We start from the raw sequence: 13,574 nt of genomic DNA, 5'->3' as shown, positions 1-13,574 counted from the left end.
TTTATCCACCCCTACTCTGATATAATCTGAAAAAATTAAAACTTGTCCTAGAATGGACAACGTTGTCTATTCTGGGACAAGTTTTGGGATGTAAAAAAAGAGCAGTCAATCTGCTCTCTTTCTATGTCGTTTTAGTTTATTCGTATTTGGAATAGAACGACTTAGCCCACTTGCGCAAAATGCTTCGCATAACGTTTGGTTAAGCGAGATTTTTTACGGGAAGCCGTATTTTTGTGCACTAAACCTTTGGAAGAAGCTTTATCCAAAGCGCGGGTAGCTTTATTTAACGCGATTTTAGCGGTTTCGGCGTCCGTGCTTAAAGACTCTTCAAAACGACGAATCGTTGTGCGTAAAGTTGATTTTGCAGCCGCATTTTTAATGGTGCGAGCTTTAGCAATTTCAACTCTTTTGATTGCGGACTTAATATTCGGCACTTATGGTCACCCCCTTTGGATCGAATCTTTCCATCAGAATACGCAAAGATTATTTTATCATTGAATCCTAAAATTTACAAGGATTAATGCGGGATAAATAATATTTATAAAAGTTGTTCAGACTATAAAGGATGCATTTAGGCTAAATGCCTAAAATTCAATTTGAAATGGAGGAACAACATATGTTAGGAATGATCGTCCGCTTTCTTGTTTCAGCCGTGGTCCTTCTCCTAGTCAGCTACATAGTACCCGGTCTTAAAGTCGCCGGCTTTACTGGGGCACTCATTGCAGCCGTTGTCATTGCTGTATTGGGATATGTAGTAGAGCTTGCTTTTGGACGGGATAAAGTTACCCGGGTGCATCGGGGAGTTGTTGGCTTCTTGGTATCTGCCGTAGTGATTTACGTCAGCCAGTTTATTGTACCCGGCTCGATCCAAGTCAGTATTATTGGGGCTCTCCTGGCATCCTTAGTCATCGGAATCGTTGATGCTTTTGTACCCACAGAATTACGCTAATTCAATACACAAAAGGTTCTAACAAAAACTTGTCCCTCATATTCCTTAAGTAAAGAAGGAAAGGGGGACAAGTTTTTTGTTGAAGGACGATATGTTTTCTCCGAAGAAGTGGCGATGGAGTTTTTGGCCCTCTACCCGATGGGCTCGCGGTTTCCTGCTTGTTTTACTGACCCTTCTTTTCCTGAGCTCATTTTTTTATGCTTTAGAAAAAGGAACCTCCCGCCAATTGGTTAGGGTCATGGCCCAGCAAAGTTTCCCTTTTGAAGCGATTATTTTGGAAGGAATCCCTGGCTATTCGCAGCCCGAGAGGGAGTATCTTAATCAGGTCAGAACTCAAGGGGTCTCCTTGGGAACTTTTTTATTGACTGGTGTCAATGTGGCCGATGCGCGTACCTATTTTTTCAGCTACTTCACGCCGCCGCCTGGGGGGCCGGCTTGGATTGGTTGGGCTTATAACCCAGGAGACCCTGAGTATGAAGGAGAAATCCCTGAGTTAGAGGAGATACAGCTAAACCCATCCAAGGGGCAAGCAGAAACCCAACCGGTTCTCCCCCTGGATGATAAGGTGCTTATTGGTATTTATCATACTCACAACTCGGAAAGTTACGCCGGTGACGGGGGAGAGGAACGGGATGATGGGGGGAACGGAGAGATAGTCAGTGTCGGAAAAACTTTAAAGGAATCTTTAGGTAAGCATGGTATTCGAGCTGTTCAAACCTTGGATCTTCATGATGTTGAAGATTTCAATAAAGCCTACAGTAAGTCGGTTTATACCGCCGCAGCCTTGGTCAGGAATTATCCTTCTATAAAACTCCTCTTGGATCTTCATCGGGATGGGCTGCCCCCAGGGGTCAATAAGTCCACGGTTATGATCCAGGGCAAAGAAGTTGGACGGGTAATGATCGTCATCGGCCAAAAAAATCCTCATTGGGAAAAGAATGAAGCCCTGGCCAAAGAGATTATTGCTTTTGCGGAGGAGAAATATCCGGGATTATTTATTCCCCGAATAACCTATGCCTCGGATGCCCGCTATAATCAGCATTTGCTGGATGGAGCTATTCTGTTTGAAATCGGTAGTCAACTAAATACCTATGAGGAGGCGGAAGGGACTGCAGAAATCCTGGGAAGCCTATTGGCGGATTGGCTAAAAGAGAAAGAGTCTGACCTAGGATCAGAATAAGATTCAGCATGAGAATGGCGATTGTCCTGGTTTAGCTTTCCCCCCGTATGGAAAAATGGTATAATTCCATATTAGAGAATTTTAGCATCAAGATGAGAGGCAAAAGGGGACGAAACTATGTCAGGTACGCGGACGGTTGCTATGGCGGCCGGACTCTTAATGCTTACACAGCTTGCTTCAAGGGTTCTGGGCTTTTTAAGAGAATCTTTGATGGCGAATTTCTATGGGAAAACGGGAGTGACCGATGCTTATCAAACGGCATTTATTCTTCCGGATTTAATTTATTGGTTATTAGTAGGCGGAGTTTTAAGCTCTGCCTTTATTCCTGTATTCTCGGAATATATCCATAAAGGAAAAGAAGAGGAGGGCTGGCGGGTAGCCAGCTCCTTCATTAATCTTATCCTATTGTTTTTAAGTATTTTGGTTATCTTGGCCCTTATCTTTACTCCCCAATTTATTCGTTTGCAGGTTCCCGGATTTACAGCGGAAAACCAAGCCTTAACAGTTCTTCTCACCCGCATTATCTTGATTCAACCCCTGCTTTTGGCTTTAAGCGGAATTACCATGGGAATCTTAAACTCCTATAAAATCTTTTGGCCTAGTGCCTTGGGTACGGTTCTATATAATGCCAGCGTCATTGTCTTCGGTGTGATTCTGGCACGACCCGATGATCCGGAATCCATCTCGGGTTTCGCAATCGGGGTCGTGGTAGGAGCCTTGCTTAATTTTGTGGTGCAGATACCTGCTCTGCGCCGTCAAGGTCTTCGCTATTACCCCATCATTGATTGGCGGCACCCTGGGGTTCGCAAAATAGCGGTACTAGCCGTTCCCATTATTCTTAGCTATTCCTTGAACCAAATCCAAGTGGTGGTGAATTCAAACTTAGGGTCCCACCTTGTAGAAGGGAGCTTGACGTCAGTATGGTATTCTTACCGTTTATACCAGCTTCCGGTGGGTATCTTTGCCCTGGCTATTGCTGTGGCTGTATTTCCAACCTTAAATGAACATGCTACACTGAATAAATGGAAGGAATTTGTCCGGACTTCATCCCTTGCTGTGCGTATGGTAATTTTTATTACCTTACCCATTTCTGTGGGAATGATTGTTTTGCGCTATCCCTTGATTCGGGTACTCTTTGAGCATGGTGCCTTTACCCCTGTAGATACTTTCGCTACGGCTATTCCTCTTTTGTATTTTGCCGTAGGGATATCCGCTCAATCTGTGATTCAAATCCTGCCTCGGATGTTTTATGCTCTACAAGACACCTGGACTCCGGTCATCATCGGCATTATCTCCATGTTAGCCAATGTGGCTTTCATGTTTCTCTTGGTTAAACCCCTGCAAAGTGGTGGTCTGGCTTTTGCAACTTCCTTAGCCGCCGTGCTTAATATGATCCTGCTCCTTTATCTCTTACGTAAGCGTTTGAAATCTATCGATGGATGGAGAATGCTCACAACCACCCTGAAGACTTTGCTGGCCTCCGGTGTGATGGGGATTGCAGTCTGGTTTGGGGGACAGTGGCTGACCTCCCTTGTAGGAGTAGGAAAATTTGCTTCCGTCTTTGTTTTGCTGGCGGGAACCTTTATCGGCGCACTCATTTTTGCTGGTATAACAAAGATTATGGGGATGGAGGAATTTGACCAGACCCTTGGATTGTTCCAGAAACGTTTCAAGAGAGGGTAAGTCGGCATAATGAAAAAACCTAGGAGTTATCTCAGCCTGGAAAAAACAATACTAATATTAATCTGCTTAGTGGTGGCTTTATCTTTATTGGTTACGAATGTTTTGGTAAGCGAAGAAGTAGCCACCGTTACGGAGAAAAATATTGCCAGTCGGGCAGTGAATATATCCCGGATCGTGGCCCATTCACCTATCGTTATTGAAGGCCTCAGTGATCGGCGGGATAAAAGCGAGATTCAAACCTATGCCAGTGAATTGATGGACTTGACTAAAGTAAATTTCATTGTGGTCATGGACATGGAAGGTATTCGTGTATCCCATCCCAATATTAATGAACTGGGAAAACCATTTATGGGAGGAGATGAAGGAGCGGTTCTGCAGGGCAAGGAACATATTTCCACAGCTGAAGGAACCTTAGGTTTGTCCATGCGGGCCTTCTCTCCCGTTTTTGATGAAGAGGGTAAGCAAGTGGGCGCCGTCGCTGTGGGTATTCTTATGAATACTGTTGAAGAGGCTGTGAAAGAAAGCCGGTCAAAAACATATTTCGGTATGGGCTTAGGGCTTATTGTGGGAATCCTGGGGGCGATCTTTTTGGCCAAGCGCATCAAGAAAATTATGTTTGGGCTGGAACCCTTTGAGATCGCTCGGATTCTTCAGGAACGGAGCGCTATGCTGGAGTCGGTGAGAGAAGGGATCGTAGCTATCGATGCTGAGGGAAAAGTCACGTTAACCAACGCTGAAGCGACGCGCCTCATGAGCCTGGCAGGAATCGGTGATGTAAAAGAAGTTGATATGGAGATGATTCCTAATCCAGTATTTAAACACGTCCTTGATAAGGGTGAGCCGGTGCTGGATTTAGAATATGATGTTCGGGGAGTTACTCTTCTTACTAATACGGTGCCTTTAAAAGTGAATGGGGAAATTGTGGGTGCTGTCTCAACCTTTCGGGACAAAACAGAAATTAAGCAATTAGGGGAAGAGCTATCCGGGGTAAAGATTTATGCGGAGGCATTAAGAGCTCAGGCCCATGAATTTATGAATAAAATCCATGTGATTCTGGGTTTGGTTCATATGAAGAATTATGATCAATTAGGACCTTATGTAAGTCAGATCGCCAATCAATATCAAACGAAGGGCGGACCAATTGTCCGTAATATCCGAGATCCTATCCTTGCAGGGTTTATCCAAGCTAAAATGAGTTATGCCCGGGAAAATGGCGGTGAACTGGTGCTTGACGAAGAGAGTTATTGTCCCCAGGCCAAAGATTCATCCATGGTTCATGACCTGGTAACTATTATCGGAAATCTTTTAACCAATTCCTTTGAGGCCGTAAAAGAGAAAGATTATAAAGAGGTAGAGCTCAGCCTTATATACAGTGAAGGGGAATTGGTCATCCGGGTTTCTGACCAGGGATCAGGAATTCCCACTCCTGTCATGAAAGATATCTTTGTTAAAGGCTATTCTACTAAATCCAATGGCCGCGGTTTTGGATTGTTTTTGGTTCAGAAAAGTGTGGAACAACGAAAAGGGCGAATTCATATTGATTCAGGAGATAATAAAGGTACCACCTTTAAAATTTTCCTACCTTACGACCCTTTGGAGGAGACGCTATGATTAAAGCACTAATTATAGAAGATGACCCGATGGTCGCTGAACTCAATCGTCTTTATCTGGAACAAGTCGGAGGATTTCAACTGGTTGCTAGTGCTGGATCGGCAGCTGAAGCTATGAAGGTGTTAAAAAAGAAAAAGGTTGATTTAATTCTTCTCGATATTTTTATGCCCGGCATTAATGGTCTGGAATTTCTCACTCAACTTCGAAAAAGCGAGATAGAATCTGATGTCATTATTGTGTCAGCATCCACGGATAGCCAAAGCATTCGCAAGGCTCTTCAGCATGGCGCGGTGGATTATCTAATTAAGCCTTTTGAGTATGAGCGTTTTCGGGATGCACTTAATGCTTACAAAAAAAGAGAACTGCTTATGAAAAACAAGGAAAAGCTCAGCCAAAAGGATCTGGATGAGCAGATTTTTAATAAGGAAGAGGAAGAGATTGTCGAGAAAAAACCTGATCTGCCAAAGGGCATTAGCCGAGACACCTTAAAATTGGTCTGGGATCATATCCTGGTAACTTGTGATACATCCTTCACCACAGAGGAAATGGCTCAGAGGGTAGGAATTTCTCGCGTTTCCATGAGTAAATATATAAGCTTTTTACGCGGGCAAGAGGTTTTGAATACAGAGATCAGTTATGGAGCTGTAGGTAGGCCGGTTAATTATCATCGAATCAATCAGTTGAAAGTAAAGGACTTCAAACAGTATTTAAAAGAAATTCAGTAGAATTAGCTATTTATCAGGAAAGAAAGTACTGGGGTGAATGCTCCGATACTTTCCTTTTTTTAGGCTTAATTGGACTATGTTCACTTTCATAAATTACATAACTCTTTTTAAACTTACTTAAACTGTTTAATATTTTGTGAAAGATTTATTATGGACAAAAGGAAGGTTAAATAGTCGGCAAAGGGCTTATTAAGCCTTCTAGACAAAAATTGAAAAGGAGAGGAAAAGGAGTATGAAAAAGATTAGCGTGTTGATTCTTGCCCTTTTAATGGTCGTTGGTCCTATCACAGGCTGTAGCACGGAATCTGCAACCAATGAAACTCCTGGAACGAGTACACTTGTCGTACAAGACAAAAGTGCGGATATCGTAGTTATCGGTGCCGGCGGAGCAGGAATGACTGCAGCTATTCAAGCGGTACAAGATGGTGCGAAGAATGTGGTTCTTGTGGAAAAGATGCCCATTACAGGCGGAAACAGTGTTCGTTCCACAGGTGGTTTAAATGCAGCTCCTACTAAGTATCAAGAAAGAGATGGGATTGAAGACTCCATCGAGCTTTTTGTGGAGGATACCATGAAGGGCGGACATAACCTCAATGATGAAGCACTGGTTAGAACTCTGGCTGAACACTCTGCCGCTGCGGTAGACTGGGTCAATGAAATCGGCGGCGATTTAAGCGTGGTCGGTATGTTTGGCGGAGCCAGTGTAAAACGGATTCACCGTCCCTCAGATACAAGTGCTGTAGGTCCTATGCTCGTTACTACCTTAAACAATAAAGTTAAAGAGCTAGGCATTCCCATTCTCCTTAATACCAAAGCCGAAGAAATTCTTGTCGATGTTAATGGAGCAGTAACCGGAGTTAAAGTAACAGGTGAAGAAGGAACCTATACCATTAATGCCAAAGCTGTGGTTTTGGCTACCGGTGGTTTCGGAGCCAATGCAGATATGGTGACGAAGTACAAATCGTCCCTGAAAGGTTTTGCAACAACCAATCATAAAGGGGCTACAGGGGACGGAATCGTCATGGCCGAAAAAATCGGTGCTGATTTCGTCGATATGGATCAAATTCAAACCCATCCCACTGTAAATCCTACTGACCAAACCATGTACACTGAAGGTGTTCGTGGTAATGGGGCAATTCTCGTGAATAAAGAAGGAAAGCGCTTCATCAATGAATTAGAAACTCGTGATGTGGTTTCAGAAGCCATCTTGAAACAAACGGGTGGTCAAGCTTATCTATTATTCGATCAAGAAGTCCGTGAAAGCTTAAAAGCTATCGAATCCTATATCAAGGGTGGAATCATTTTTGAAGCCGATACTATTGAAGGTCTGGCTGAACAAATCGGTGTCGACCCAGCTAATTTGAAAGAAACCATGGAAAAGTACGCCGGATATCAAGCATCTGGCAGCGACCCGGATTTTGGACGGGCTAGTATGGAGTTCCCTCTTACCCAATCTAAATACTATGCCGGATTATGTGCTCCTGCAATTCACCATACTATGGGTGGGGTAAAGATCAATACAGAGGCTCAAGTACTCAACACAGAGGGCAGCCCCATTCCGGGACTCTTTGCCGGTGGTGAAATTACCGGTGGGGTTCATGGTGGAAACCGTCTTGGTGGCAATGCGGTTGCCGATATTGTAATCTTTGGTCGTATCGCCGGATCTGGTGCTCATGCTTATGTGATGGAGAACGGTGGAATCACTGAACCCACTATCCAAGCTGCTGCTAAACCTGCTGAGGCGAAACCGGAAGTCGAAGCTAACTACAAAGACGGCACCTACACTGGTGTTGGCCAAGGTAAAGGTGGCGAGATTAAGGTAGAAGTCGTGGTTAAAGACGGCCAAGTTATTAAAGTAACGCTGAAGGAGCATGCCGAAACCCCCGGTATATTCGAGAACGCTGAAGAGGGCGTGGTTGGTGAAATCATCAGAAAGCAAGTCACTGAAGTGGATGTCGTCGGTGGTGCCACTATGACCAGTAAAGGTATTATGGAAGCTGTAGCCCAAGCTTTAGAAGGAGCAAAATAAAGTTCCGTGTTATTCTGTTGATTAAACCTCATAGAAAATAAGAAGGAGCAAGTAATTGCTTCTTCTTTTTATATCGTAGGGGTGTTGAAAATCAGAGCAGAATGTGAAATGGAGCGAAATTTTCCTTGCCCTTCTCTTTCAATTCTTGCTCAAATAAGTAATTGGCAGTATAATATTAGTTTAGAATGTATCTTAAAAATCGTTTTTTCTAATACAAAACTGGATTTTGTTGAAATGAGGGGTAAAAACTTGGCACAGGCCTCACAACGTATACGCAACTTTTCAATCATTGCTCATATTGACCATGGAAAATCCACACTTGCCGACCGTTTGATCGAATATACGGGAGCTCTCAGTAAGCGGGAAATGGAAGCCCAGGTCTTGGATAATATGGATCTGGAGCGGGAACGGGGGATTACCATTAAACTGCAGACCGTTCGTTTGCAATACCCAGCTAAGGATGGAGAAACCTATGAATTGAATTTGATTGATACGCCGGGTCATGTTGACTTCACTTATGAAGTATCCCGTAGTTTGGCAGCCTGTGAAGGAGCCTTATTGATTGTGGACGCAGCTCAAGGGATTGAAGCTCAGACCTTAGCCAATGTCTATTTGGCCTTGGAAAACAATCTGGAGATTATTCCTGTCATTAATAAGATAGATCTACCCAGTGCCGAACCGGAGCGGGTTAAGCAGGAGATCGAGGATGTTATTGGCTTAGATGCCGGTGAAGCCATCCTGGCTTCTGCCAAAGCCGGAATTGGAATTGAAGATATCCTGGAAGCCGTCGTCGCCAAGGTTCCACCGCCCCAAGGGGATGATAATGCACCTTTAAAGGCTTTGATTTTTGACTCGTATTTCGACGCTTATAAAGGAGCCATTTCCTATGTCCGAGTCATGGAAGGTCGTGTGGCTAAAGGAACCCAGATTAAGATGATGTCTTCAGGGAAAGTTTTTGATGTTACAGAAGTAGGGATGTTTACCCCGGCCTTAAGGATCGTTAATGAAATTAAAGCGGGTCAAGTAGGCTATATTGCTGCTAGTATCAAGAACGTAAGAGATACCCAGGTGGGGGATACCATTACCGATGCGGAAAATCCGGCACTTTATCCTCTGCCGGGGTATCGCAAGGCTACACCCATGGTCTTCTGTGGTCTTTATCCTGTGGATTCCAGTGACTATGGTCGGTTGAAGGACGCTTTGGAGAAGCTACACCTCAATGATTCCAGCTTAGTCTTTGAGCCGGAGACCTCCAGCGCTCTGGGTTTCGGTTACCGTTGCGGCTTCTTGGGACTTTTGCATATGGATGTCATTCAGGAGCGTTTGGAGCGGGAATACGATTTGAATTTGATCACCACTGCACCCAGTGTGGTCTATAAAGTGTATAAAACCGACGGAGAGGTTTTAAATATTGATAATCCCTCCAACCTTCCTAAAGTCGATGAGATAGAGACCATTGAAGAGCCTATCGTCAAAGCAAATATTATGGTGCCTTCGGATTTTGTGGGAGCTATCATGGAGCTGAATCAGGAAAAGCGGGGTAATTTCCTCAATATGGATTATCTGTCGGCTAACAGGGTCAGCTTAATCTACGAACTTCCCTTAAGTGAGATTGTCTATGACTATTTTGATCAGCTTAAATCCCGAACCAAAGGATATGCTTCCCTGGATTATGAATTAGCCGGATACAAAGCGGCTTCCCTGGTTAAGCTGGATGTTCTCCTCAACGGTGAGCTGGTGGATGCTCTTTCTTTTATTGTTCATAAGGAAAAGTCCTATGCCCGTGGCCGTCGCTTAGTGGAAAAGTTACGGGAGATCATCCCCCGTCAGATGTTTGAGGTGCCTATTCAAGCGGTTATTGGGCAAAAGGTTGTCGCCAGAGAGACCGTCAAAGCCATGCGCAAGGATGTCCTGGCCAAGTGCTACGGAGGGGACATCTCCCGTAAGCGGAAGCTCCTGGAGAAGCAAAAAGAAGGTAAAAAGCGCATGAAACAAGTGGGAAGCGTTGAGATTCCCCAGGACGCCTTTATGGCAGTGCTGAAGATCGACGACTAGTGAATCATGGGGACAGGTACTTGTGACATGTGCCTTAAGTCAAATGCCGTTCACATGCTGAAATTCGAATACTTGATAAGACATGGCGAACTGTCTGCCCTTTGAGGGCATGGAGTTCGCTGCCTCTTTATATAGAGGAATTTGGGGAGAGCCCCCCAAGAAAGGGGTGAAGGTATGCCTTCTCTTTATGTCCATGTTCCTTTTTGTGTGAAGAAATGCAATTATTGTGCTTTTTATTCGGAACCTTTGCAACGATCTAAGGTTGAGGGTTATTTGACAAGCTTAAACCGCGAGGCTGACTTAAGGCAACAGAAGGTTCAAGAGGGGATGTCTACCCTTTTTATTGGGGGCGGGACTCCTACGGCTTTAAATGAGGAGGAATTAGATACTCTCTTAAGTATCATCAACAGTAATTTTAAGTTTAAAGATTCGGCGGAAAAAACAATAGAGGCCAATCCGGGTACCCTGACGACTCAGAAGCTCCAGACGCTCCGCAAACAAGGTATCAATAGAGTGTCTTTAGGTGTTCAATCCCTAAATGATGACTTATTGAGACAGATCGGCAGAATCCATCGATCCGAAGAGGTTAAGGATGCGGTACGCTTGATCAGGGAGGCGGGCTTTAAGAACCTTAATCTGGATTTGATGTTCGGGTTGCCAGGGCAGAACCTGGCGGACTGGCGGGATACTTTGGAAGAGACTCTTAGGATCCGGCCTGAGCATATTTCTGTTTATGGACTAATGGTCGAAGAGGGTACGCCTATTGCCCTAAATAAAGAGCTGATTGCTAATCTTCCTGATGATGATACCCAAGCCGAGTTGTACCACTTGACTAGAGAGATTCTGGGCAAGGCGGGATATCAACATTACGAAATTTCTAATTATACACTTCCAGGCTATGAATGTCAGCATAATCTTGGCTACTGGCGAAGGATGGAGTATTTAGGGATAGGGCCAGGTGCCGTATCTTGCCTGAATAACCGCCGTTATAAAAACGTTGAAGACATTCTTTTCTATGAAAAGATGCTATCCCAAGGGGAAATTCCGGTAGATAGTAAAGAGAATGAATTTCTTTCAAAACGTGAGCAAATGGTAGAACTTTTGATACTGGGTCTGCGTCTTAAAGATGGGGTTAATTTGCTGCAGTTCAAAAAAGAATATGGTACAGATCTTTTTGAGCTCTATCCTGCTGTTCTGGAGCGTTACCTTAAGGCCGGTGTCTTAAGGATCGAAGACGGCTCCCTTCTCTTAAAACCAGAGTATTGGTTTGTCGCTAATGGAGTGTTGCAAGAATTTGTGTGAAAATGTATCTTGCTCAGGGGAGAAAACCAATGAAGATCTCAGATAATAGCAAGCTATTCATTATTTTCCTTTTTATTCCTATTGTTGTTTTTCCAATTTTATTTGGAGCTTTAAATCAAGAATTTCTGAAAAGGTCTTCTCCTATGGCCGAGAAGGGAATTCTTGATCTTTCGGCTTGGGATTTTTCGGATGATGGAATCATTGAACTCAATGGGGAATGGGAATTTTATTGGGGGCAGTTGCTTTCTCCCGATGATTTTAAACATTCCAACTATCCTGCCATGACCGGGTATTTGAATGTTTTGTCCGATTGGATAGGAAATCTGGATCAAACCCAATTAGCCGCAATGGGATCAGGAACCTATCGTCTATTAGTGAAAAATGTACCAAGTGAGGAAGTCCTCGCTATCAAAAAATCGAATATCAGAACGTCAAGCACCGTATTCGTCAATGGAGAAAAAATAATACAAGATGGCCGGCCTGCCCTCTTAGAAAACGAGTATCTCTTTAGTAATATTCCTCGCGTGGGGTTCTTTGATCTGCACTCCCCGGATATTGAAATTCTCGTACAAGTGTCTAATTATGACTATATGTATGGAGGGATTGTTGCCCCCCTTCTCTTAGGGGAAACTCAGGATATTTTAGAGCTAAGCAACCGTAGGTCCATGGTAGAATTGATTATAGTAGGGATCATTTTTACAATCGGATGGATCTGTTTTCTATCCTACTTCTTTCTTTTCAGGCATAAAAAAAATAAAATGTTTATGAGTATGGCTGTATTTTGTTTTTTTCACGCATTGACCAATTCCATGTATGGGGAAAGAACTCTTTTATTTTTATTTCCCCACATCCCCTTTGATGCCGCCTATAAACTCCTTCAGCTTTCGCTGATTATAACCATTATGAGTTTGGCTGTGTTTCTTAAACAGCTGGATAAAAATTTTATTCCGAAAAAAGTTTATCATATAATTTTAGGACTGTATGCTCTATTCGCCGTGGCCCTACTTCTTCTTCCTTTAAGCATATACGCTTATCTTTGTATCCTCGTCGGCATAATCGAGCTTATTATTTATATTGGAATATTCATAAGAGCGGTCTATATCTATAACATAGTAAAGGAGAATGAACAGGAAAGGACTAAATTTGGCTTCTTGGCTTGTGCCTTAGGGGTACTCAGTTTATACGTGGTGAATCTGGCATTTTTCAGCTTCGGATTAATAGAGGATATGTTTTTCGGGTTTATGCTTAGTTTGATTCTTGCACTCAAGTTAATGGTCTATTTAGCTGTCCAACTATCCGATCTCTATGTGAAGAATAGGGAGATATCTTTAAAATTAGCACTGCAAGAGAAAGAAAATATCGAAAAAGAGTATGCTTTCCTGCGTTCCCAGATTAAGCCCCATTTTCTTTATAATGCCTTAAACACCATCATCTCGTATTGTTATTCGGATAGCCATAAGGCGGGAGAGCTTTTAAGAAGCTTTAGCAATTATCTTCGGGGATCTTTTGATTTTGAGCATTCCAATGGCCTTATAAGCATTGAGCAAGAAATGATGATGGTTTATGGATATGTGGATATCCAAAAGGCACGTTTTGGAGACAAAGTGGAAGTCCTCTTCGATATCGACCCTAAGCTGCTGCAATGTCAGGTTCCGGCTCTTTCCATACAGCCTTTGGTGGAGAACGCTATAAGACATGGCATAATCAAAAAAGAAGCAGGGGGAACCGTCCAAATCAAAATCAGTAAGAAATCAAGTCACATTATGATCCAGGTATCCGATGATGGTATAGGGATTCACAATCAGCGGAGAATGCAAATCCTTAATCATGGAAAAGGAGACACAGGTAAAGAGTCTTTAGGAGGGGTCGGTCTGTATAGTGTTCAAAAACGGTTGAAACATTCCTTGGGCAGTATCTTAAAGATTGAGAGTACCGAAGGTATGGGCACAAAGGTTTATTTTGAAATTGACGAGAGTGAGTAAGGCCTGATTAGGATTAGCCGGTAATTATGATATGGATTCTAGTGTTAAGGGGAGATTT

At 43.4% G+C, this 13,574-nt stretch carries 10 protein-coding genes; 9 read left to right on the top strand and 1 reads right to left on the bottom strand.

The annotated features are described in order from the left end of the window. Positions 1-161: 161 nt before the first annotated feature. The gene (rpsT, locus tag DESPCE1_RS0117980) at positions 162-434 is read right to left on the bottom strand and encodes a 30S ribosomal protein S20 (RefSeq protein WP_014795424.1); all 273 of its coding nucleotides are present in this window, start codon (positions 432-434) and stop codon (positions 162-164) included. 182 nt (positions 435-616) lie between these two features. Between rpsT and DESPCE1_RS0117975 the strand changes: the two genes are divergently transcribed. The 9 genes from DESPCE1_RS0117975 to DESPCE1_RS0117935 all read left to right on the top strand — a co-directional run bounded on the left by DESPCE1_RS0117975 (position 617) and on the right by DESPCE1_RS0117935 (position 13,516). Next, positions 617-949: a phage holin family protein gene (locus tag DESPCE1_RS0117975; protein ID WP_014795423.1), complete on the top strand. Its 333-nt coding sequence runs from the start codon at positions 617-619 to the stop codon at positions 947-949. A 76-nt stretch (positions 950-1,025) separates the two neighbouring features. Beyond that, positions 1,026-2,129, top strand: coding sequence for a stage II sporulation protein P (spoIIP, locus tag DESPCE1_RS0117970; protein ID WP_019851239.1), 1,104 nt, complete (start codon positions 1,026-1,028; stop codon positions 2,127-2,129). 117 nt (positions 2,130-2,246) lie between these two features. Continuing rightward, positions 2,247-3,812 carry a murein biosynthesis integral membrane protein MurJ gene (gene murJ, locus DESPCE1_RS0117965; RefSeq protein WP_019851238.1) on the top strand — a complete coding sequence of 522 codons (1,566 nt, stop codon included), beginning with the start codon at positions 2,247-2,249 and terminating at the stop codon, positions 3,810-3,812. Positions 3,813-3,821: 9 nt separating this feature from the next. Then, positions 3,822-5,423 (top strand): DcuS/MalK family sensor histidine kinase, encoded by a 1,602-nt coding sequence (gene dcuS, locus DESPCE1_RS0117960; protein ID WP_019851237.1) that lies wholly within the window; start codon positions 3,822-3,824, stop codon positions 5,421-5,423. Beyond that, a complete protein-coding gene (locus DESPCE1_RS0117955) occupies positions 5,420-6,148 on the top strand; it encodes a response regulator (RefSeq protein ID WP_014795419.1) in 729 nt (242 codons plus the stop codon). The genes dcuS and DESPCE1_RS0117955 overlap by 4 nt, the downstream gene beginning before the upstream one ends. A gap of 232 nt (positions 6,149-6,380) precedes the next feature. Then, positions 6,381-8,177 carry a flavocytochrome c gene (locus DESPCE1_RS0117950; protein WP_019851236.1) on the top strand — a complete coding sequence of 599 codons (1,797 nt, stop codon included), beginning with the start codon at positions 6,381-6,383 and terminating at the stop codon, positions 8,175-8,177. Between the two features lie 249 nt (positions 8,178-8,426). After that, positions 8,427-10,232, top strand: coding sequence for a translation elongation factor 4 (lepA, locus tag DESPCE1_RS0117945; protein ID WP_028305619.1), 1,806 nt, complete (start codon positions 8,427-8,429; stop codon positions 10,230-10,232). Positions 10,233-10,406: 174 nt separating this feature from the next. Then, positions 10,407-11,534, top strand: coding sequence for a radical SAM family heme chaperone HemW (gene hemW / locus DESPCE1_RS0117940; protein ID WP_019851234.1), 1,128 nt, complete (start codon positions 10,407-10,409; stop codon positions 11,532-11,534). A gap of 29 nt (positions 11,535-11,563) precedes the next feature. Beyond that, positions 11,564-13,516, top strand: a complete 1,953-nt coding sequence (locus tag DESPCE1_RS0117935) for a sensor histidine kinase (protein ID WP_019851233.1) — start codon at positions 11,564-11,566, stop codon at positions 13,514-13,516. Positions 13,517-13,574 lie beyond the last annotated feature (58 nt).

It is taken from the genome of Desulfitobacterium sp. PCE1 (genome assembly GCF_000384015.1).
In the GTDB taxonomy this organism is placed as follows: Bacteria; Bacillota; Desulfitobacteriia; order Desulfitobacteriales; family Desulfitobacteriaceae; genus Desulfitobacterium; species Desulfitobacterium dehalogenans.
Note: the sequence above shows the minus strand (reverse complement) of the source record. Positions and strands in the feature narration are given on the sequence as shown.